Origin of the sequence: Alteraquisediminimonas sediminicola (assembly GCF_019740335.1) — a bacterium.
In the GTDB taxonomy this organism is placed as follows: Bacteria; Pseudomonadota; Alphaproteobacteria; order Sphingomonadales; family Sphingomonadaceae; genus Alteraquisediminimonas; species Alteraquisediminimonas sediminicola.
Map to the genome: position 1 here is coordinate 193,892 of NZ_JAHXZS010000001.1, position 21,596 is coordinate 215,487.

Genomic DNA, 21,596 nt, shown 5'->3' on the forward strand with positions numbered 1-21,596 from the left:
ATCTCAATCCGTGAGCGGAAGATGGCGCGCGCGATGGCCGTTCACGGCATAAAGCGCATTGGCGATGGCGGGTGCGACCGGCGGCACCGCGATTTCTCCGACGCCGCCGCTTGGGTGCGGGCTGGCGATCAAATGGGTTATGATTTCCGGGCTGTTGGCCAGTTGCGGCAAATGGAGCGCGGCGAGATTTTCGGTCATCGCCTTGCCCTTGTCATAGGACATGGCGTTGCCGAGCGCGGTTGCCAGCCCCCAGATTATCCCGCCCTCAATCTGCTGGCGCACGATGTCGGGATGCACGATCTGGCCGCAATCGACGACTGCTGTGATCCGATCGACGATGATGCGTTGATCCTCCGCCACATGCACATCCGCAACCATTGCGACATGGCTGCCAAAGCTGGAATGGCAGGCAATGCCTTGGCCCGAACCCATCGCACCGCCCTGCCAGCCCGCATAGCTGGCCACGAGCGCGAGGCATTGGGCAAGACGGGATTGGCCGCCGAGTATCTGCATCCGATAGGACATCGGGTCCATTTGCCGACTATGGGCCAGTTCATCGATGAAGGATTCGGTGAAAAACGCGGTGTAGCTATGCGCCATGCCGCGCCAGATCGAGGTCGGAATGCCGATGTCGGTCGGGTGATGGTCAATCGCGACCGATGGCACCGCATAAGGTGGCATCGCGCCATCGACATCGAATGCATTGGGCGCATCGCCATCGATCAGCCATGATATGCCGGGGCCAAGCCGTTCCATCACTTCGCGCGAGGTGGCGGGGCAGGCTATCTGCGCCTGCCATGCAGTCGGGATGCCGCTGTTCGGTTCGATCTGCGCCCGCATTCGCGCGATGGCGGGTGGGCGGCAACGATTTTGTCCCAGATCTTGAGCGCGCGGCCAAGTGAGTTGGATCGGGCGCTTGGCCTTGATCGCGAGGATCGCCGCCTCCACCCCCGCATCATGATCAAGCTTGCGCCCAAATCCACCACCGACCAACATCGGATGCACCGTGACCCGGTTTGCATCAAGATTGCAGGCTCGGGCGATGGCGGCGCGGGCGATGCCGGGGGATTGGGTCGGCATCCAGATTTCCATCCGGTCATTTTCGTAGCGGGCGGTCGCGGTCATTGGCTCCAGCGCCGCATGGGGGGCGGGGGCAACCCGATATTCGACGGCGTAAACGCCCGGATTATCGGTCACATCATCGCCGTTGCCGCGTGTCAGGACGCGCGCACCATCTGCCTCATCTAGCGCAGCCTTAAGTCTTTGGGTGATGGCATTGTCATTCAGACCGGGCTGATCGACCTTCCATTGCACATCGGCGAGTTGCAACGCGCGATCCGCCGCCCACCACGTCTCGCCAATCGCGGCGATGAACATCGGGTGATCGACCAACAACCGCACATCCGGCACGCTTTGCGCGGCCTTTCTATCGATCTTGTGCAAGCGCCCTCCGCCAAGCGGGGGGTGGCGCACCGATGCAAAACCCATATTGGGCAGGCGAATGTCGGCGGCAAATTGCGCGGTGCCATCGACCTTGGCGGGGAGGTCGATCCTTGGCACCGAAGTGCCGAACAGGGGCCGGGACTTGGGATCGCGCAGAGGAATATCTTTGGGGGGATCGAAGCTGGCTGCCAGCGTTGCCAGTTCGCCAAAGCGCAGCCGGTCTTGTGCCTTATCCGGTGCGCCAAGGGTGACGAAACCGTCCGCCGTGTCACATGCCTGCCAATCCGCGTCCCAGCGTTCGGCGGCCGCCATGCAGAGCAGCGTCCGCGCCATTGCGCCTGCCTCGCGAAAACGTGTCGTAAAGCCGCGGATCGAGCTTGATCCTGCGGTCATCATCATTTCGGATCGCACCGCGATTTCGCGTGCCGTCCATTGGCCTACGCCCTGCAACATATCGGGCAGGTTCTTTTCCGCCTGTTCGCGCAACAAAAAGTCATTGGCATAAAGCGGGTTGATCGGGGCAGGCTCGACCGCGATCGTGCGCCAGTCCGCGCCCAGTTCATCCGCGAGAATCTGCGGCAGGCTGGTATAGACGCCTTGCCCCATTTCGGCCTGTGGCACGATGACGGTGACAAGACCCGCCTCGTCGATCTTCAAAAAGGCGTTGAAGATCATTTCGCCGGGACGGGCCAGTAAATTCTGGCGATAGCTGCGCGGCCACACGCCCCATGCAAGCAGCAATCCCGCACCGACGCCGCCGCCAATCAGCAGCCTGCGTCGGGAGATATTGGCAAGGCGTTCAGACAATTGCCGCGCTATTGTCACTCGTCAAATTTCCGGGGTGCCGGTGAAATGGTTGCGAATTTGCCTGATGTGATCTGCTGCACTTCCAATGCGCGTTCGGCGATAAAGCCGTTGCGGAAGCGGAATGCACCGTCGACACCTGCAAATCCACCCGGATCGTTCAGCGCCTTGGCAGGGAAGTTCGTGCCCGGCGTCCAATTTCCGGCGACCCGGATCGTCAGCAACACCGCATCATAGCCAAGACTCGCCAGACGATAAGGCGAGCGTCCGAAACGGGCCTTATATTTGGCGGAGAGCTGATTGAACATGCCGTCCGACACGCTGGCGAACATCGCGCCCTGCATCACGGGATTGGCGGCGATGCTGTTTTCGGTATTCCACAATTCGGTACCGAGAATCTGGGCATCGGCCCCGCCATTTTTACGGATCAGCGGCACGGCCTGAATGGCGAAGCGCCCGCTATCGGCGATCAATACCGCGTCATAGCCCTGATTCGCCTGCAATTTCTTGATGGCGACGGACAAAGAGGCGGTGCTGCGATCATAGCTTTGCATCGCGACGACGCTGGCACCGGCCTGTTCGGCGGCGCTGATCAACGTGGCGGAGGCGCGCTTGCCATAAACGCCATTTGGCACAAGCCCGGCAAATCGACTTTTCCCCTGTGTGCGGGCATAGCGCACGACCCGATTGATCGACTGACCGGGGGTGAAGCCAAGAATGTAAGTGCCATTGCCTGCGACCGAAATGTCGTTGGAGAAGCTCAACACCGGCACATCCGCCTTGGCCGCAATGGACGAGACGGCGCGCACGTCATCACTGAGCAACGGACCGAGAATCAGGCGGTTGCCGTCTGCAAGCGCCCGATTCACCGCATTGGCCGCGCCCAAGGCGGTATCATAGGTCGTCACCCGCAATTTGGTTGTACCGCTATCGAGCAATGCGAGATTCGCCGCATCGGCAATGGACTGGCCGACACCGGCATTTTCGCCGGTCAACGGCACCAGCAATGCGATGCGATGACGCTCGGTATCGGTCGGTAATTGGCTGATCGGCGCGGTTTCAGCCGGGCCTTTGCCGGGAGGTGGTCCTTTCGGGACCATGGTCTGGCAACCCGCCAGCAAACCCATCACCACAAGCGCAACGCCCTTGGCAAAAGTGCGGTGGCGTTGCAGAGGAGCGGTATTCGATGCCATGAGATGATTCCTGTGAATGACGCTTTGCCCCCCGGCCTTTATATCGTGGCGACCCCAATCGGCAATCTCTCTGATTTGTCGGCGCGGGCGATTGATGTTTTACGGCATGCTAATGCCATTGCTGTGGAAGACAGCCGCGTGACTGCGACCTTGCTTCGCCACATCGGGGCCAAGGTGCAGATGATCCGTTATGACGATCATGTCGGCGATGCGGTCCGCCCGCAATTGCTGGAACGCATGGCCAATGAAGTGATCGCCTTGGTGTCGGATGCGGGGACGCCGCTTATCTCCGACCCCGGTTATAAATTGGTACGCGAAGCCCGCGAGCGTGGCGTGTTGGTGACGACGATCCCCGGTCCCTGCGCGGCGATTGCAGCACTGACTTTGGCGGGGCTACCGACCAATCGCTTTTTATTCGAGGGATTTCTGCCGTCCAAGGCAAAAGCACGCGACGATGCGATTGCGGAATTGGCCCCGATCAAGGCGACATTGGTGTTTTACGAAAGCGGGCCACGGCTTGTCGCGGCGCTTGACGCGCTGGCTTTGGGGCTGGGCAATCGCGAGGCGGCGGTGGCGCGAGAGATCAGCAAGCGCTTCGAGGAATGCCAGACCGGGCTGTTGAGCGCATTGGCCACGCATTACACCGCCCATCCGGCGCGGGGTGAAATCGTGATCGTGGTCGGCCCGCCCGATGCGGAGTCGCTGCGGCCAAAGGGCGCGGACCTTGATGAGATGCTGCGGACCGCGATGGTCGATCATCCGATGTCCAAGGCTATCAGACTGGTGGCCAAGCAAAGCGGCGTGGACAAGGATGAACTGACCGCGCGCGCTGAGGCGATCCGGCAGGCGGAATGAAGCGATCTGGCCAACATGATAATGGCCAGCAGCGCCAGCAGCGCGAACATGTCGGACGCCGCGCCGAATTTTGGGCGGCGTGGTGGCTGCGGCTGAAGGGTTGGCGGATTATCGCGCAGCGTTGCCGCACCCATGTTGGCGAAGTGGATGTACTGGCACGGCGCGGGCGCGTGCTCGCCTGTATCGAGGTGAAATATCGGGCCTCGTCCGCCAGCCTTGATTCCGCGATAGATCGTCAGCGCTTGCGCCGGGTCGCAGCCGCCGCAGAAATACTGTCAGCGCGTCATGCCGGGCCCGATGATGATGTACGGATCGATGTGATCCTTCTTTCACCACGCCACTGGCCGGTGCATCTGGTCAATGTCTGGCACGGGTGATAGGAGGCGCCAGCAATTACCTAAAAAGGCGTAGCGACGATGACATTGCGTGTAGCGGTGCAGATGGACCCGATGGAAACGATCAACGTCGCTGGGGATTCGACCTTTGCGATCATGCTCGCCGGACAGCCGCGCGGTCATCAGTTCTTCCATTATCAGGCGGGCGACCTTTGCTATCGCGATGGCCGGGTCTCCGCCGCCGCCCGTCCGGTCACGGTGCAGCGCGTTACAGGCGATCATTTCAGCTTTGGCGATTGGCAGACTATCGACCTTGGCGAAGATATCGACGTCGTGCTGATGCGTCAGGACCCGCCGTTCGATCTCGCTTATATCACCGCGACCCATTTGCTGGAACGCATCCAGCACCAGACCCTTGTCGTCAACGATCCGGCATCGGTCCGCAATGCGCCGGAAAAATTGTTCGTGCTCGATTATGCGCAATTCATGCCGCCGACGATGATCACCCGCCGGTTGGAAGATGCCCGCGCTTTTCACGAAGAACATGGCGAAGTGGTTGTCAAACCGCTGTATGGCAATGCCGGTTCCGCCGTGTTCCATGTCGGGCGCAACGATGCCAATCTGGCGGCGCTCACGGAATTATTCGGTCAGGTCTGGCGCGAACCGTTCATGGTGCAGGCATTCCTGCCGGATGTGTCCAAGGGCGACAAGCGTATCGTATTGGTTGATGGTAAGGTCGCGGGCGCGATCAATCGCCTGCCCAAGGCCGGGGAAATCCGGTCGAACCTCGCGGCGGGCGGCAGCGCCAATGCCACCGAACTGACCGCACGTGAACGCGAGATTTGCGATGTGCTTGGTCCGGAACTTGCCAAGCGCGGACTGTTGTTTGTCGGGATCGATGTGATTGCGGGCTATCTGACCGAAATCAACGTGACCTCGCCAACCGGGATCGTTGCGATCGACCGTTTCAATGGCACGGATACGCCTGCGCTGATCTGGGATGCGATTGAGGCCAAGGTTCTGAACCGTGGCTGATTGGGTCATCCGTCTGATTGAACAGACCGGTTATCTCGGCATCGGCTTCTTGATGCTGGCGGAGACGGTGTTTCCGCCGATCCCGTCCGAAGTCATCATGTCAGTCGCGGGCTTGCAGGCGGCGAAGGGTGATCTCTGGCTGCCGTTCGTGATCCTGTCCGGCACGGCGGGCGCGATGTTTGGCAATTTGTTCTGGTATTTTGTCGCGCGCGCCCTTGGGTTGGAGCGATTTCACCCGTTCATCAATCGTTGGGGCCGTTGGCTGACGATCGATTGGCACGAGGTCAATCGCGCCGATAAATGGTTCCGCATCCATGGCAATGCGTTTGTCGGCTTTGGCCGGATCGTGCCGACGATCCGGTCGTTGGTGTCCGTGCCTGCGGGTTTTCTCCACATGAGCCTGAAAAGCTTCACCCTCTGGTCGACGCTTGGCACCGGGGTGTGGACGGCGATGCTGGCGATTGTCGGCTGGTCGATGGGCAAGCAATATGGCGATGTCGACGCGATCTTAGGACCGGTCAGCAATATCGTCATTCTGTTATTGGTGTTTTTCTATCTCTGGCGGGTGGTGACATGGAAGCCGCACACCGCCGACCAGAAAGATACACATTAAGCCGCTTCAGCGTCCGCGATAACCGGGGACGCCCTGATCCGGGAGCCACAGCCCCGCAGGCGGTGGGCCAGATTGCCAGAACACATCAATCGGAATGCCGCCACGCGGATACCAATAACCGCCGATCCGTAGCCAATGGGGTTTCATTTCATTGAACAGGCGCTGGCCAATGCCGACGGTGCAATCTTCGTGAAATGCCGCGTGATTGCGGAATGACCCAAGAAACAGCTTCAACGACTTGGATTCGACGATCGTCTCATCCGGCGCATAATCGATCACGATGTGCGCGAAATCCGGCTGGCCCGTCACCGGGCATAATGAGGTGAACTCAGGCGCGCTGAAACGTGTGAGATACAGCGTCCCCTTGCGCGGGTTTGGGACATAATCGAGCTGCGCCTGATCGGGCGATGCGGGGAGCGGGCTGTTCTGGCCAAGAAACTTCGGGTTCATATCTGACCGATACGGGATTGGTAGACCAAATTCAATGCGCTCGCACCCTCGACGCACCCGTTCGAGCGCGATAGTAAAGGGGAGCATTGCATTTTATCTAAAGAATGGAGATTCGCCGTGGACGCACTCGTATCAACCGAATGGCTTGCTGGTGAGCTGGGTGCCTTCGACCTGCGCGTGGTCGATGCGACGCAGGTGATGGAAGACACGGGCCGCGATCCGCGCGCCGAATTCGATGCCGCCCATATTCCGGGCGCGATTTTCATGGACCTTGCCGAACTGGTCGATAGCGCCAACCTGATTGCCAACATGGCCCCCTCCGCCGAAAAATTTGCCAGCCGGATGCAGGCGCTTGGCCTTGGCGATGGCAGCCGCATCGTGCTGTACGACAACGCCCCTCACAAGACGTCTGCCCGCGCCTATTGGCTGTTGCGGATGTTCGGTGCGCATGATGTCGCGATCCTTGATGGCGGTCTGGCCAAATGGCAGGCGGAAGGGCGCGCAATCGAAAGCGGCGTGACCAAATTGCGTCACCGCCATTTCACCGTCTGGGCCGATGCGGAGCCGGTGCGTAGCAAGCAGGATGTGCTCGATAATCTCAACACCAAATCGGCGGTGGTCGTGGATGCCCGTGGCACTCCTCGTTTCACCGGCGAAGAGGCGGAGCCGCGCCCCAACATGGCATCGGGCCATATTCCGGGTTCGCGCAATCTGCCTTATGATCAGGTCTTTAACGCGGACGGCACGTACAAGTCTGTGGATGCGATCAAGGCAGCGTTTGAGGGTGCGGGCGTCGATCTGTCCAAGCCGATGATCACCACCTGCGGTTCCGGCCTGACGGCGGCGGTATTGTTGTTCGCGGCCCATCTGACCGGCAAGAAGGATGTGGCCCTTTATGATGGCTCTTGGGCTGAATGGGGTGCTGATCCGCAGACGCCAAAGGCCGTAGGCGCTGCTTGAGCGCAACGCCAAGTGAGCACAAATGGCAGTGATGATGACCAGCCGTTCACCAAGTTGGTGACGGGTGGTCGTCGTTCGGAATGGACCGGTGTTGTGGTCAATGCGCCGGTGTGGCGCGCGTCCACCATCCTGTTTGACAGCGTGGCGCATCTCCGTGCGGCGGTGAAGCGCAATCAGGACGGCGATTTCTATTATGGCCGTCGCGGTACGCCGACCCAATGGTCGCTGGCCGAGGCGCTGACCGCATTGGAGCCGGGTGCGGCGGGGACGATGCTCTATCCCTCCGGCGTGGCCGCTATTTGTGGCGCGTTGCTGTCGGTGGTGAAGCCCGGTGATCATCTGCTGGTCGCCGATAGTGTCTATGATCCGACCCGCGTGTTCTGCCATCATGTGCTGGCCCCGATGGGGATCGAGACCGAATTTTACGATCCGATGATCGGCGCGGGCATTGCCGATCTCTGTCGCCCGAACACCCGCGTGATCTTCCTTGAAAGCCCCGGCAGCCTGACCTTTGAGGTGCAGGACGTCCCCGCCATTTGCGCGGTCGCCAAGGCCCGGAACATTGTCACGATGATCGATAACACTTGGGCGACGCCCTTGCTGTTTCCCGCGATCAGCCGGGGGGTGGATTTCACCATTCTCGCCTGCACCAAATATGTGGTCGGCCATTCCGATGTGATGATGGGATCGGTCACGACGACCGAGGCGTATTGGGCCGGTCTGCGGCGCACGACACAGCTTTATGGGCAAATCGTGTCGCCCGATGATGCGGCGCTGGCCAGCCGGGGGCTTCGAACCATGGGCGTGCGTTTGCGCCAACAGGGCGAAAGCGCGTTGCAAATCGCATTGTGGCTGGAACAACAGCGCGGCATTCGCGCGGTATATCACCCGGCATTGCCGAATTGTCCGGGCCATGCATTTTGGAAGCGCGATTTCAATGGCGCGGCCAGCCTTTTCGCCTTTGAATTCGATACGGATGTCACCGATTCCCAGCGTTGCGCCTTTGTGGATCGGCTGCGGCTGTTCGGCATTGGCTTTAGCTGGGGTGGGTTTGAAAGCCTTGCGCTGGCGATTGATCCGGCCTCGATCCGCACCGCGACCACATGGGAAGGCCATGGGTTGATGGTGCGGCTGCATATCGGGCTGGAAGATGCTGGCGATTTGACCGCCGATCTCGCCCAATCGCTGGAGCATGTCATTGCCTGATTTCAAGGGTGGGCGGGCGTATCTGGGGATGCTGCTGCTGGGTGCGATGTCGTCGCTCGGCTTTGCGCCTTTGGGCTATTGGCCGCTGACATTATTGGCCTTGGCCTTGTTGATGGCTGCGGTGGAGGCCTCGGCCAATCAGCGGCAGGCCTTTGGTCGGGGTTGGCTGTTCGGCCTTGGACATTTCACCATCGGGTTGAACTGGATCGCAGGGGCGTTTCAGTTTCAAGATGCGATGCCGGTCTGGTTCGGCTGGGGCGCGGTGGTCGGATTATCGCTCTATCTCGCGCTTTTTCCCGCAGTGGTGGCAGGTCTCACTTGGCGCTTTGCCAAGGGGCGGTCTTTGAGTTTTCTCTTCCTTTTTGCCGCATCTTGGCTGGTCGCGGAATATATGCGTGCGAGCCTGTTTACCGGCTTTGCGTGGAATCCGATTGGCGTGATCGCGGTGGATCGCGCAAGCGTCGCGGCCTTGATTGGCACCTATGGTCTTGGCGCCATTGTGATATTGGCGGCCGGGGCGATGTGGCTCGCGTTGCGGCGCGATGGGCGGGGTGCGGTGATCGCGGCGTTTCTGCCCTTATTGGCGCTTGGCTATGGCGTGGAGGGGCGGGTGCCGCCTCGCCCAGTGGAGACGTCACATCGCCCGCTCATCCATATCGTCCAGCCGAATATCGGCCAGCAGGACAAATGGCGCGATGATTATGCGGCGCAGAATTTTGCCCGACTGGCGCGATTGAGTGGTAGGACAGGGGCGGAACCCCGGCTGATTTTCTGGCCCGAAGCTGCGATTCCGGATTATCTAGAGGATGAACCTTGGGCGCGGGCGCGGATTGCGTCCCTGATCGGGCCGCGCGATGTGTTGCTCACAGGGGGCGTGTCGATTGTCTGGGGCAAGGACGATCAGGCGAAGGCCGCGCATAACAGCCTGTTTGCCGTTGATGGGCAGGGGCGATTGCGCGGGCGTTATGATAAGGCGCATCTGGTGCCATTTGGCGAATATCTGCCGATGCGGCCTTGGCTGTCGGCGATTGGCCTGTCGCGATTGGTGCCGGGCGATCTTGATTTCTGGCCGGGGCCGGGGGCGCAGTCTATCGATCTACCCGGTTTCGGGCGGATGGGCGCGCAGGTCTGTTACGAGATCATCTTCTCCGGCCATGTGGTGGATCGGGCGCATCGGCCTGATTTCCTGTTCAATCCATCGAATGATGCGTGGTTTGGTTCATGGGGACCGCCGCAGCATCTGGCGCAGGCACGATTGCGCGCGGTCGAGGAGGCGATGCCGATCCTGCGTTCCACCCCCACCGGTATTTCGGCGGTGGTCGATGCGGAGGGGCGGATTATTGCTGCGTTGCCGTTCCGCAAGGCAGGCACCATCACGACCCATTTGCCGGCACCCGGCGCGCCCACGCTATTTGCGCAATTCGGCAATAGGCTTTCTTTCGGCCTTGCAATGATTTTGCTGCTGGCTGCGATTGCGTTGCGCAAGCGGACCCGCTAAAGGAGCGGACATAAGGACTTCTTTATATCTCCAACTCGCGAGGGTTTTTCTCGATGCGTGCCAATTATCTCTTCACTTCTGAATCGGTTTCCGAAGGTCATCCAGACAAGGTTGCCGACCAGATTTCCGATTCCATCGTCGATCTGTTCCTGTCCAAGGACCCGGAAGCGCGCGTGGCATGCGAAACCCTGACTACGACTCAATTGGTCGTGCTGGCGGGCGAAATTCGCTGCAAGGGCGTTTATGAAAATGGCGAATGGGCGCCGGGCGCATTGGCTGAAATCGAAGCGACCGTGCGTAACGTCGTGCGCGAAATCGGTTATGAACAGACCGGCTTCCATTGGCAGACCTTCCGTTTTGAAAATAATCTGCACGGCCAGTCGGCGCAAATCGCGCAGGGTGTCGATGCCAGCGGCAACAAGGATGAAGGCGCGGGCGATCAGGGCATCATGTTTGGCTTTGCCTGTGATGAAACCCCGGATCTGATGCCGGCAACCTTGTATTACAGCCACAAGATTCTCGAGCGGATGGCAGCGGATCGTCATTCCAAGGCGGCACCGTTTCTTGAACCTGATGCGAAAAGCCAGGTCACCTTGCGCTTTGAAAATGGCAAGCCGGTCGCTGCGACCGCGATTGTCGTATCGACCCAGCATGCCAAGGGCTATGACGAGGGCGCGAATGAAGCCGAACTTCACGCTTATGTGAAGAAGGTCGTGGCCGATATACTGCCTGCGAACCTGTTGTCGGCGGCGACCGAATATCACATCAACCCGACCGGCAGCTTTGAAATCGGCGGCCCGGATGGCGATGCGGGCCTGACGGGCCGCAAGATCATTGTCGACACTTATGGTGGCGCGGCCCCGCATGGCGGCGGCGCGTTCAGCGGTAAAGACCCGACCAAGGTTGATCGTTCGGCGGCTTATATCACGCGCTATCTGGCGAAGAACATTGTCGCTGCTGGCCTTGCCAAGCGCTGCACGATCCAGCTCGCTTATGCGATTGGCGTGTCCAAGCCCTTGTCGCTTTATGTCGATACCCATGGCACCGGCACCGTCGGCGATGATCAGTTGGAAAATGCGATCAAGGGGATCGAAGCTTTGGGCGGGCTGACCCCGCGTGGCATTCGCGTCCATCTTGGCCTCAACAAGCCGATCTATCGCAAGTCGGCGGCCTATGGTCATTTCGGCCGCAAGCCAGAGGGTGATTTCTTCCCTTGGGAACGCACCGATCTGGTTGATGCCCTGAAGGCTGCGCTTTAATCTGACTAAACTATCACCCCTGTCTTCATCGGCAGGGGTGATGTGTTTTCAGGTCAGGCGATGATCCCGGCTTGATCTGGATGCGTGACCGGGGCATGGGGCTGGCCATGAACGATCCCACGACCCTGAACCGCCTTTATGGCCGCCGTGCTGGCCACAAGCTCCGCAAGGGGCAGCAACAGCTGATCGATGAATTGTTGCCGCAGGTCGCGGTGCCTGATGGGCCGCTCGATTCCCAGACATTATTCGGCGATGATCGCCCGCTGCACCTCGAAATCGGCTTTGGGGCTGGCGAACATCTTGCGGGCCAAGCGATGATGCGGCCCGATCATGGCTTTATCGGGTGTGAGCCGTTTTTGAACGGCGTCGTCGGCGCATTGCTGCATATCGACGAAAATGAACTGACCAATGTGCGCCTGCATATGGGCGATGCGCTGGATGTGCTGTCGCGCCTGCCGGATGCATCGCTGGATCGCGCCTATTTATTGCATCCCGATCCTTGGCCCAAGGCGCGCCATGCGAAAAGGCGGATGATGAATCCCGGCCCGCTTGATCGCATCGCGGCCAAGCTGAAGCCGGGTGGGGAGTTTCGTTTCGGCACCGATCACCCGATCTATGTCCGTTGGGCGATGATGCAGATGGGCAAGCGCACGGATTTCGAATGGCAGATCGACGATTGCCGCGATTTTCAGGTGCGCCCGGACGATTGGCCGGAAACGCGCTATGAGCGCAAGGCGCGGCGGATCGGCCATGAAGTCTGGTATTTCCGCTATATCCGCGTTTAATCGCCGCCGATCATATCGCCAATGACGCCCAAGGCGCTGCCTTCGCCCCGGTTTTGTCCGCCATTACTGCCGCTGGCGGCCAATATGCGGCCCGCAAGCCGGGAGAAGGGCAAGGACTGAATCCAGACATGGCCCGGACCGCGTAATCGGGCGAGGAACAGCCCTTCGCCACCGAATAATATGGATCGGACATTGCCAGCCCTGATCAGATCAAAGCTGACATCGGGCGTATAGGCGGCAAGGCAACCGGTATCGATATGGAGTTCTTCCCCCGGTTTCAGCTCGCGCTCAACCAGCGAACCGCCCATTTGCAGAAAGACCCAGCCATCGCCATCCAGTCGCTGCATGATGAAGCCTTCGCCGCCGAATAGGCCGGTCATGATCCGCTTTTGAAATTCGATGCCGATCGAAACGCCCTTGGCAGCGGCGAGAAAACTGTCCTTTTGACAAATGATCCGCCCGCCATAGTCGCTCAGTCGCAAGGGCTGGACCATGCCGGGGGTCGGGGCGGCAAAGGCGACACAGGCCTTGCCGGTGCCATGATGGGTAAAGACGGTGGTGAACAGACTTTCGCCGGTCAACAGCCTTTTGCCCGCGCCCAATAATTTGCCCATGAAATTATTATCGCTGGCTTGGCTGCCATCACCGAAAACGGTGGTCATTTCGATGCTGGCATCTTTCCAGATCATTGCGCCCGCTTCTGCAACCGCGCTTTCGCCCGGGTCCAGATCGATTTCGACGAACTGGAGTTCATAGCCTTTGACTTCAAAATCAATGTCGTCGGCGATGCCTGCGCTACGTTTGTGAACCCAAGGGTTGTTCGGTTGCAATTCTATGCTCCATCAAAATAGTGGAAGGTGGGGCGTGATCTCCCCAGTCATAGATTTGAAACGTGAAAATAGATTTAAATGACTGTAATATCAGCCGATCATCCCGCGCACGAAATCGACCAGACCGATATTGCGCGCGCGTTTCAGGCGTTCTGCCGCGAGAATGTGCCGGACCTTTTCAAGGCATGATGCGGCATCGTCATTGACCAGCACATAATCATATTCGGCCCAATGGCTGATCTCGCCCGCCGCTCGATCCATCCGGCCCTGAATGACGTCATCGCTATCGGTGCCGCGTCCGCGTAGGCGGCGTTCGAGTTCGGCCATGCTCGGCGGCAGAATGAACACGCGGACGAGATCGTCGCCTGCGGTGGCGTGCAATTGCTGGGTGCCTTGCCAGTCGATGTCGAACAGCACATCGCGGCCATCGGAGATGATCTGCTCAACGCCCGCGCGCGGCGTGCCGTAACGATTGCCGAATACATGTGCCCATTCGAGAAACTGATTGGCCTTTTCCATGTCCTCGAATTTTTCGGGCGTGAGAAAATGATAATGGACGCCGTCTTCCTCGCCGGGGCGCATCGCGCGCGTCGTGGCCGATACCGACATGCGGATTTCCTGATCCGTTTCGAGCAACATCCGGGAGATGGTTGATTTTCCGGCCCCGGACGGCGATGACAGGACGAACAACAGGCCGCGGCGACGAATGGGATTAGACGTGTCTTGCATGGCCAAAGCTGATGGATTGAACTCGCCTCTGGGTCAAGTCTTTGGGGATCGGAAGGAAGCGCATTGGCGGGGATCAGCAAAACAGCAATAGGTTGGCGTTGGTGGTTGGCGGCATTCGCTGTGGCGGGCGTGTGTCTTGGTATCTTGTTGGCGATGCACCGCCCACCGATCAGCACGGATGGCACAATCCTTTTATGGTATGGATCGGTCAATGGGCCTGGAAATAGCCAGCATATCGCAGATTGGTACACGCTCAGCCATATCATACATGGGATGCTCTTTTTTGGCGGGCTGTATGTGGTGGCGCGGCGCCTCCCGCTTGGCGCGCGATTGGTATTGGCGGTGATGATGGAAGGCGGGTGGGAAATCCTCGAAAACTCACCATTCATTATCGACCGCTATCGTTCGGTCACGCTTGGCTATGGCTATAGCGGGGACAGCATCATCAACAGCATGTGCGATATAGTCTGGATGAGCCTCGGCTTTCTGATCGCGGCGCGGCTGCGCTGGCCATATACGGTCGCGCTGGCCATATTGCTGGAACTTGTGGCGCTGGTCGCCATTCGCGACAATCTGACGCTCAATATCCTGATGCTGGTCTATCCATTGGAGGCTGTCAGGGTCTGGCAGGCAGGCTGATACGGGCTTGGCAATTGCGGCAACTCATGCGAGGGCGTGACCATGGCAAATAACACGGCACCGATTGATATTGCGACCATGTCCCTTGCTCAAATCGCGCAAGCCGTGGCGGACAAGCGCCTGCCGCCGGTCGACCAATGGAACCCGCCGCATTGCGGCCACAGCACGATGCAGATCAAGCCGGATGGGACATGGTTTCATGAAGGTACGCCCATCGGACGGGCGGCGATGGTCAAATTGTTTTCAACGATTTTGCGGCGCGAACCGGATGGCGGATATGTCCTCGTCACCCCGGTGGAAAAACTCGATATCGATGTCGACGATGTGCCGTTCATCGCGGTTGAGGTGAACAGCGAGGGGGAAGGGGCCAAACGTCGCCTCGCGTTTCGGACCAATGTCGATGATGTCGTGATCGCCGGGCCGAACAACCCCTTACGCTTTGTCGAAGCAGAAGATGGCCCACGCCCCTATGTGATGGTGCGCAATGGGCTGGAAGCACGGATCGCCCGTCCGGTCTATTATGAATTGGCGCAGATGGCGATTGATGATGGTCATGACCCGATCGGCCTTTGGAGTGATGGCGCGTTTTTCCCGCTGGAGCCGGATGCGTGACGCTGGAGGCTCGGATCAGGGCAGCGCTTGCCCATCAGGATTATGACGCGCGTCTGTTGAAGCTCGGCGATCAACATCTGATACCCGGCGAACCCCAAATTACACTCACCCCGGCGGCGGTGCTGGTCGGTCTGGTCGACCGCAACCGGCCAACGGTGTTACTGACCCAGCGCACCGGGCATTTGTCCAATCACGCTGGGCAGGTCGCCTTTCCGGGGGGCAGGGTCGATGCGGGCGATGCGGATGTGATCGCGGCAGCGCTGCGCGAGGCGGAAGAAGAGGTCGGGCTGTCGCGTGAGCATGTGACGGTCGTCGATATTGTCGAACCCTATCGCACCGTGACCAACTTCCTCGTGACGCCGGTGGTCGCCGCCATCTCGCCCGATATGGTCGTGAAGGCACATCCGGGCGAGGTCGCGGATATTTTCGAGGTGCCGACGGATGTCATTCTCGACCCTGCCAGTTTCAAGCTGCAACAGGTGCATTGGCAGGGCCGGGCACGCGAATATTATGAGCTGATCTGGAATGACCGACGCATCTGGGGCGCGACGGCGGCCATGTTGGTTAATCTGGGGCATCGTATGGCAGGCCGGTTATGAAATTACCTTTGCATGTGATTGAAGGCCGGGAAGGCCTGGCGGGGTTGCTGGAGCTATTAGGCGCGAGTGAGGGCCAGATCCGCTTTGTCGGCGGGGCAGTGCGCGATGGGATGCTGGGGCATCAGGTCGCGGACATCGACTGCGCCACCTTGTTGATGCCGGATGCGGTGATGGAGCGGTTGCAACGCGCAGGCGTCAAGGTCGTGCCGACCGGCATCGAACATGGGACGGTGACGGCGGTGCTACCATGGGGGCCGGTGGAGGTGACGACGCTTCGGCGCGATGTGTCCACCGACGGTCGCCGCGCCACGATTGCCTATAGCAATAATTGGCATGAAGACGCCTCTCGCCGCGATTTCACGATCAACGCGCTTTATGCCGATCCCTTGACGCTGGAGATAACCGATTTCTTTGGCGGGCTGGAGGATTTGGCGGCGCATCGGGTGCGGTTCATTGGCGATCCGTTGACGCGAATTGCCGAGGATCATCTGCGGATATTGCGCTTCTTTCGCTTTTACGCCCGCTTTGCCTATGGCGCGCCGGATGCGGACGCACTGGCGGCGTGTATTGCCCGCGCCAATGATCTGATGGCGCTCTCGCGTGAACGCATCGCGATGGAATTGCTGGCGCTGCTGCGCTTGCCCGATCCGGGGGCAACGGTCGAGTTGATGGAAAATATCGGCATTTTTCGCCCGGTATTGCCGGAAATTTTGGCGGATGGTGTTGCGCGACTGCGGGACGTTATCGCATTGGAAGCGGCATGCGGCATTGTGCCGGATGCGGTGCGGCGGTTGACGGCACTCTTGCCGCCCGATCCCGGCTTGGCGGAACAGGTCGCGCAAAGGTTGAAACTGTCCAATGCGCAGCGCAAGCAGATGATGCTGGCGGCGGGCTGGGGAGAGGCATTCCCTCAAGACCCGCGCGCGCTTGGCTGGACCTATGGGGCGGAAAGCGCCATCGACCGATATCTACTGTCCGGGGATGTAGGGGCGGATGCGGCGATTGCGCTGCTCGCTTCATGGTCGCGCCCGGTGTTTGTGCTGACCGGCAAGGACATTATCGCGCGTGGGGTACGCCCCGGCCCGGATGTCGCAAGACTGTTGCAGGCGGTCGAACGCCAATGGGTGGCCGAAGGCTTTCCGACGCGCGATAGGCTGGACCGGATCGCGGATATGTTGGTGACGGGGCGCTAGGCAAACTGTTCAACGCGGCGCCAGGCAGGTCAAAATAGAGGTGTTGGACGCATTTTTGATGGCCTGATCTGTCCGTTCGCGCACACCGGAAACGGCGAGATACCTTATTGTCCGAGCCCCATAGATATCAAAGGGGATCAAGCGCTGATAATCATAGACCAATTCGACAAACATGACGGCCGACCCTGTGGGCGCAATGATTTTTCGTCCTTTCGGACCAACACCCTCCAGCAGCGTGTTATCTGCCGCTCCACTGCCCTGAAAGCCATAGCTGGAGAATATGCTCTTCGCGCCAAAGCATCGTTGCCAGCGGATCCATTGGCCAGTGCTCTTCGGGTTCATTTCAACGCTGGAAAGGATTACGATTCCGTTGGCTGAAAATTTGATTTTCTTACCCAGCATATCGGCGCCGAGCATGATCTCCTTGACATCGGCCTCGTCGATGGACGTACGGACGCGACCGGCACTATTGGCAACTTGCGATGCCATGTTCGACAGGATCAAATGGGTGGTGGCAAGGTTGATCGTTTCCAACCCGAACAGACCGACCCCCACCAGCAAAGGTATGGACAGGGCGAATTCGGTAAAGGCCAGGCCAGACCGATCCGCCAGCAGACGGCGCAACAAGCTGCGGTATGGGAAGAAGCGGGTCATGAGCATCGCACACTCGGTTTTGTCTGCGCGCCCCAAGGCTGGTTGCGGATCATGGTATTGGCCTTGGCCGTGAGTGTGTTGCCCCAGCCGATCAGGCTGCCGAGCGGAAACAATCGGGGCATCGCTATATTGACTTCATAATATACAATATCATCGGGACCACCGAGGCCGTTTGAACCCGTTGAACTGTCATACATCTGGTTATTATTGGCATCCTCATAGCAATCACCAATATTATAGCTGCCCAATGGCGAAAAATCGGTGGTGATTTTTTCCGGCTTGCCGATATGGCTAATGCTATAAAAGCTTTTTTTCACCAAAGTGACTGTCGAACGGGCGGAGGCGATGCCCTTTAACTTATCGGTGACATAAGTATCGACTTGCGTACCTGTCAACTTGCCGACAGAGGCGTTGCGGGCTGCGGTTTCCAATATGCCACGCGCTGCAACCTCCAGATAAGTCCGATAACCCAGATCGAAAAAGCCCATCAACATCACCATCATGGTTGGCGCGATCAAAGCAAATTCGATGAGCGTTGCGCCTTTTTTTGCGGTAATCAGGCGGTGGCATGCGTGCAACCGGCGCGATGATGCATAGGTGCTGAGCCAATGGGCGCGATAATGTTCGTGCGACTGCAAATGACTGATTCCCGCTACATTACAATTACTAAGGTCAAATCAGTTTATGCCCGATGAAAGGATAATCCATCGGCAAGAAGCAGGGTTAATATGGTCATATTGATTTGCAGCATGCAGGCGGGCATCAGGTTGTAGGCCAACACGCCAAAATAGGGGCCGGGACATATCAATCTCCCGGCCCCTATATTCATCATCCGCAGATCAATTCGAAACGCGCAGCCCGCCGATATTCTTGGCAATGGCCTTGAACTGTTCACGCAGCGCAAGCGAATTGGTCGCGACCGACGCATGATTCGAGCTGGTCGCGCAATTGGCCAATGATGGGGAGAGCGCGGTGTCAAATGCCACCACCCAGATGGTGATGCCTTTGGCCTTAACGGCGTTGCAGATCATTTCGAACCGCCGATTATGGATTGCGGTCAAATCGGCATCGTTCGTGTAATTCGGTGCAACTCGCCAGTGTTGTGAGTTGATGCCATAGGCGCTGTATATTTTACTATAAGCGGTGAGCTGGCCATCTGTCATCAGCACGATATTACGATTGATATTGAAACCATTTGGCGCGGTTGAATTTTCCGAGGCGAACAGGCCCGTCCCTGAAATCAGGCGCGCACCCCACATCAATCCTACATCGGTATAAGTACCGCCAAGCGCCGATAGCGAGTCAATATAGTTGTCAAAGCTGCCCAATCCGCTAGTGTCACCTGCTGGTGTCGCGCTTCGTGAACTATAAGACATTAATTTGCGCGCCTTTTGCGGGCAGACTGCCCATGTATAATCAATGTTCCAGCCATCATAGCCGCCGATCCAGAATGTCACTTCAGGCCAATATGGTTGCCATGTGGTATGTGCATCATAGGGAACGAGATCGATATTAAGATCATAGGCATTGCTGGGAATGGTCAACGAAGAGCTGGCTGTAATTGTATTGACAGTGTCCCGCTCTTCAATGCATCCAGCCCAAGTTGTCGTAGCTGGTACAGGATTATTATTACTATCATTGGGAATGGCATACCACCATACGGGGTTTTCAATAGTTGCACCGGTTCTGTATTGCGTTGTCGATAATGGGTAGTTGTCGTAATATAAATACGTGTTGGGCGACCACCTTCTGGTTGAATAATAACCATCATCGGACTTCAACCATTCAGGCTTCAGCAAATAACCGACCTTCACCGTCTGCACATAAGGCACAAAACCGTAACGGATACGGCCATCTGCGTCATTGCCGGGACCAAGGGCGTCGTAAAATGCTTTTGTCGCCAGTTTCAATGACGCCATCCGGGTGGTGGTGCCGCCCGCGCCATCGCTGATCGCCGAATCCATCGATCCTGTGGTATCGAGGACGAACATCACATCATTGTTCGGCGTACTCAACGTGGCTTCACACTTGACGGAAACCGGCAAGCTATTGATATTGAACATTTTCATAATTGTGGTCGGCGCAGTGGTTTTGGCGGTGACGACGACCGTGCTGGTCGAATTGGGAGAGATGGTAAAACTTGGGGTGAATGCAGATGTCCCCAATGTATTTTGCGGGAAGTTGAAATTGAATATTTTGAGTGCGTCCGCCACATTTGCCGATGTCAAGGTGCCGCCTGTCATGGCGCGTCGTGCCGCAATCGCGCTGACGTCACAGGCCTGTTGCAGTTGCATTCTGGTGGTATAGCTGCGGGCCATATCAATGCCTGCCCCCATCAGGGCGAGCATGGGGATCAGGCTTGCCGCTACGATCATGGCGGTATTAGCCCGCTTATCCCGCGCAAACTGTCGCCACAGCCCCGGGCATCCTTGCTGAATGGATTGAAGACTGGTGCCAGCATTGGTTTTGCTGCGGTTGAAAAGCTTTTTCAGCATACGCAAATTACAATTTCCTGCCAAAATACAATAACAAGCATGTGACCGACTATCACGGATAAGGTATAATATTTTTGAAAATCAGTCGGTTAATGATAGGATAATGCATTGCGCCGTTCGATCTTGCGAATGGTGCCATGCAGGTTTTATAGCGGCACCCTAATATTCCTTACCTCGCCCCCGCAATGGAAAAATTATGCAATTCATTGAAATAAGTGAAAACTTTGGGGTGGAGCGAGCGTTGATCCTATCCTATTTACCACCTGCCCGCCGGGATGGGGTTGTCGCCATTTGGCAGCTTGATGCGCGGTTGCAGGCATTGGCGCTGACCACGCGAGAGGCGATGCTGGGCCGGATCAAGCTGCAATGGTGGGCCGATCAATTGGCAAAGCTCGATCGCACGACACCGCCTGCGGAGCCTGTGCTGGCGGCGATCGCGTTGTCAGGTGAAGGAATTGACCCTGAGGAATTATCCGCGCTCGCCATTGGCTGGCAGCAATTGGTGCAAGAAGGCGAACCAAATGACGAGGAACTCGCCGCCTTCGCCGATTTTCGCGGGCGGGCGATGTTCGCCTTGATGGCGGCAGGCGATGTGTCGCCTGCGCCTTTGTTGGTCGATCATGGGCCAATATGGGCGCTGGTTGATTTTGCCGGGCAATTGCCTGCGGGCAGCGTCAAGGACCGGGCGATGGCACTGGCTGCGCGATTATTGCCAGCACAAGGCCCGGGGCGTTTGCCAAGGTCGCAGCGCGCAGTGGGGACGCTCGCATGGCTTGCCCGCCGGGATGTGCAGAATGTCGGGGATAGCGCATTTGCCCGCGTGTGCCGCATGGCGTGGCATCGGATGAGCGGATATTGAGGATGATTGCGTATAAATCTGCTTTGTCATAGAGTTAAGCCATTGTTCGCGTACTGGAGTTCGTGCGATGTGGCGTTTTCTTGCTGGTGGCGGGGCGGTAATCTGCCTGATGGCGGCGGGGTTCTTCTTTTGGCAGGGAAATGCACGGCCACAGCCTGTAAGTCTGCTGGCAATGACGCCGCCACCGCCAAAAATGGACGCGCCTGCACCGCTGGAAACACCCGAGGCCAGCCCGATCAGTCGGGAAGAAAAACGCTTCAAACGTTATGATCGCGACCGCAATGGCTTGGTCACGCGTCCGGAATATCTGATGAGCCGCCAGAAAGCGTTCGCCAAACTCGATACTGATCGGGATGGCAAGCTCAGCCTTGTGGAATATGCGGTCAAGACGAGCGCCAAATTCACCGCCGCCGATGGCGACAAATCGGGTGGGCTGAACCTGACCGAGTTCGCCAAGACAGCAGCAAAGCGCAGTACCAAGTCGAAAACGCCCCGCTGCCCTCCCGCCCACACACGCAATGCGCGCGATGAGGAGGAGGGGGGCTAGGGA

At 58.5% G+C, this 21,596-nt stretch carries 23 protein-coding genes; 15 read left to right on the forward strand and 8 right to left on the reverse strand.

Annotation, left to right across the window (positions count from 1 at the left end; translation table 11 throughout):
* Positions 1–3: 3 nt before the first annotated feature.
* Together K6117_RS01005 and K6117_RS01010 are read right to left on the reverse strand one after the other, a co-directional pair.
* The gene (locus K6117_RS01005; RefSeq protein WP_246604746.1) at positions 4–2,250 is read right to left on the reverse strand and encodes a xanthine dehydrogenase family protein molybdopterin-binding subunit; all 2,247 of its coding nucleotides are present in this window, start codon (positions 2,248–2,250) and stop codon (positions 4–6) included.
* A gap of 14 nt (positions 2,251–2,264) precedes the next feature.
* Positions 2,265–3,440 (reverse strand): penicillin-binding protein activator, encoded by a 1,176-nt coding sequence (locus K6117_RS01010; protein ID WP_221791916.1) that lies wholly within the window; start codon positions 3,438–3,440, stop codon positions 2,265–2,267.
* 3 nt (positions 3,441–3,443) lie between these two features.
* Between K6117_RS01010 and rsmI the strand changes: the two genes are divergently transcribed.
* Genes rsmI through K6117_RS01030 form a run of 4 tightly spaced genes read left to right on the forward strand, consistent with a single transcriptional unit; the run spans position 3,444 to position 6,278 of the window.
* Entirely contained in the window at positions 3,444–4,295 is an 852-nt protein-coding gene (rsmI, locus tag K6117_RS01015) for a 16S rRNA (cytidine(1402)-2'-O)-methyltransferase (protein WP_221791917.1), read from the forward strand.
* Positions 4,292–4,672 (forward strand): YraN family protein, encoded by a 381-nt coding sequence (locus K6117_RS01020; protein WP_221791918.1) that lies wholly within the window; start codon positions 4,292–4,294, stop codon positions 4,670–4,672. The genes rsmI and K6117_RS01020 overlap by 4 nt, the downstream gene beginning before the upstream one ends.
* A 39-nt stretch (positions 4,673–4,711) precedes the next feature.
* Positions 4,712–5,665: a glutathione synthase gene (gene gshB, locus K6117_RS01025; RefSeq protein WP_221791919.1), complete on the forward strand. Its 954-nt coding sequence runs from the start codon at positions 4,712–4,714 to the stop codon at positions 5,663–5,665.
* Positions 5,658–6,278 carry a DedA family protein gene (locus tag K6117_RS01030; protein WP_221791920.1) on the forward strand — a complete coding sequence of 207 codons (621 nt, stop codon included), beginning with the start codon at positions 5,658–5,660 and terminating at the stop codon, positions 6,276–6,278. Before gshB ends, K6117_RS01030 begins: the two co-directional genes overlap by 8 nt.
* A gap of 6 nt (positions 6,279–6,284) precedes the next feature.
* Here the strand turns inward: K6117_RS01030 and queF are convergent, their stop codons facing one another.
* Positions 6,285–6,728 carry a preQ(1) synthase gene (queF, locus tag K6117_RS01035; protein ID WP_221791921.1) on the reverse strand — a complete coding sequence of 148 codons (444 nt, stop codon included), beginning with the start codon at positions 6,726–6,728 and terminating at the stop codon, positions 6,285–6,287.
* A gap of 117 nt (positions 6,729–6,845) precedes the next feature.
* Between queF and K6117_RS01040 the strand changes: the two genes are divergently transcribed.
* The 5 genes from K6117_RS01040 to trmB all read left to right on the forward strand — a co-directional run bounded on the left by K6117_RS01040 (position 6,846) and on the right by trmB (position 12,436).
* Positions 6,846–7,688: a sulfurtransferase gene (locus K6117_RS01040; RefSeq protein WP_221791922.1), complete on the forward strand. Its 843-nt coding sequence runs from the start codon at positions 6,846–6,848 to the stop codon at positions 7,686–7,688.
* 12 nt (positions 7,689–7,700) lie between these two features.
* Positions 7,701–8,894: a cystathionine beta-lyase gene (gene metC, locus K6117_RS01045; protein WP_221791923.1), complete on the forward strand. Its 1,194-nt coding sequence runs from the start codon at positions 7,701–7,703 to the stop codon at positions 8,892–8,894.
* Positions 8,881–10,392, forward strand: coding sequence for an apolipoprotein N-acyltransferase (lnt, locus tag K6117_RS01050; RefSeq protein WP_221791924.1), 1,512 nt, complete (start codon positions 8,881–8,883; stop codon positions 10,390–10,392). The genes metC and lnt overlap by 14 nt, the downstream gene beginning before the upstream one ends.
* A gap of 53 nt (positions 10,393–10,445) precedes the next feature.
* Positions 10,446–11,651, forward strand: a complete 1,206-nt coding sequence (gene metK, locus K6117_RS01055; protein WP_221791925.1) for a methionine adenosyltransferase — start codon at positions 10,446–10,448, stop codon at positions 11,649–11,651.
* Between the two features lie 107 nt (positions 11,652–11,758).
* Complete coding sequence (gene trmB, locus K6117_RS01060) at positions 11,759–12,436, forward strand: tRNA (guanosine(46)-N7)-methyltransferase TrmB (protein ID WP_221791926.1); 678 nt, start codon at positions 11,759–11,761, stop codon at positions 12,434–12,436.
* On the opposite strand, the gene K6117_RS01065 is transcribed toward trmB, so the two are convergent.
* Both K6117_RS01065 and gmk read right to left on the reverse strand, forming a co-directional pair.
* Complete coding sequence (locus K6117_RS01065) at positions 12,433–13,266, reverse strand: AIM24 family protein (RefSeq protein ID WP_221791927.1); 834 nt, start codon at positions 13,264–13,266, stop codon at positions 12,433–12,435. The two genes, trmB and K6117_RS01065, sit on opposite strands and share 4 nt — an antisense overlap.
* A gap of 90 nt (positions 13,267–13,356) precedes the next feature.
* Positions 13,357–13,995, reverse strand: a complete 639-nt coding sequence (gene gmk, locus K6117_RS01070; protein ID WP_221791928.1) for a guanylate kinase — start codon at positions 13,993–13,995, stop codon at positions 13,357–13,359.
* 63 nt (positions 13,996–14,058) lie between these two features.
* Between gmk and K6117_RS01075 the strand changes: the two genes are divergently transcribed.
* The 4 genes from K6117_RS01075 to K6117_RS01090 are packed head-to-tail and all read left to right on the forward strand — an operon-like array spanning position 14,059 to position 17,038.
* Positions 14,059–14,634 (forward strand): DUF2585 family protein, encoded by a 576-nt coding sequence (locus tag K6117_RS01075; RefSeq protein ID WP_281422083.1) that lies wholly within the window; start codon positions 14,059–14,061, stop codon positions 14,632–14,634.
* Positions 14,635–14,676: 42 nt separating this feature from the next.
* Positions 14,677–15,246 carry a DUF1285 domain-containing protein gene (locus tag K6117_RS01080; RefSeq protein ID WP_221791929.1) on the forward strand — a complete coding sequence of 190 codons (570 nt, stop codon included), beginning with the start codon at positions 14,677–14,679 and terminating at the stop codon, positions 15,244–15,246.
* Positions 15,243–15,845 carry a CoA pyrophosphatase gene (locus K6117_RS01085; protein WP_221791930.1) on the forward strand — a complete coding sequence of 201 codons (603 nt, stop codon included), beginning with the start codon at positions 15,243–15,245 and terminating at the stop codon, positions 15,843–15,845. The genes K6117_RS01080 and K6117_RS01085 overlap by 4 nt, the downstream gene beginning before the upstream one ends.
* Positions 15,842–17,038, forward strand: coding sequence for a CCA tRNA nucleotidyltransferase (locus tag K6117_RS01090; protein WP_221791931.1), 1,197 nt, complete (start codon positions 15,842–15,844; stop codon positions 17,036–17,038). Before K6117_RS01085 ends, K6117_RS01090 begins: the two co-directional genes overlap by 4 nt.
* Positions 17,039–17,047: 9 nt before the next feature.
* Here the strand turns inward: K6117_RS01090 and K6117_RS01095 are convergent, their stop codons facing one another.
* The 3 genes from K6117_RS01095 to K6117_RS01105 form a co-directional block, all read right to left on the reverse strand.
* Positions 17,048–17,692: a TadE/TadG family type IV pilus assembly protein gene (locus K6117_RS01095; protein ID WP_246604748.1), complete on the reverse strand. Its 645-nt coding sequence runs from the start codon at positions 17,690–17,692 to the stop codon at positions 17,048–17,050.
* Positions 17,689–18,330, reverse strand: coding sequence for a TadE/TadG family type IV pilus assembly protein (locus tag K6117_RS01100; RefSeq protein WP_425514673.1), 642 nt, complete (start codon positions 18,328–18,330; stop codon positions 17,689–17,691). Before K6117_RS01100 ends, K6117_RS01095 begins: the two co-directional genes overlap by 4 nt.
* Positions 18,331–18,531: 201 nt before the next feature.
* Positions 18,532–20,187: a TadE/TadG family type IV pilus assembly protein gene (locus tag K6117_RS01105; RefSeq protein ID WP_221791933.1), complete on the reverse strand. Its 1,656-nt coding sequence runs from the start codon at positions 20,185–20,187 to the stop codon at positions 18,532–18,534.
* Between the two features lie 196 nt (positions 20,188–20,383).
* Between K6117_RS01105 and K6117_RS01110 the strand changes: the two genes are divergently transcribed.
* Positions 20,384–21,046, forward strand: coding sequence for a squalene/phytoene synthase family protein (locus K6117_RS01110; protein ID WP_221791934.1), 663 nt, complete (start codon positions 20,384–20,386; stop codon positions 21,044–21,046).
* 67 nt (positions 21,047–21,113) lie between these two features.
* Positions 21,114–21,593 (forward strand): penta-EF hand family protein, encoded by a 480-nt coding sequence (locus tag K6117_RS01115; protein WP_221791935.1) that lies wholly within the window; start codon positions 21,114–21,116, stop codon positions 21,591–21,593.
* Positions 21,594–21,596 lie beyond the last annotated feature (3 nt).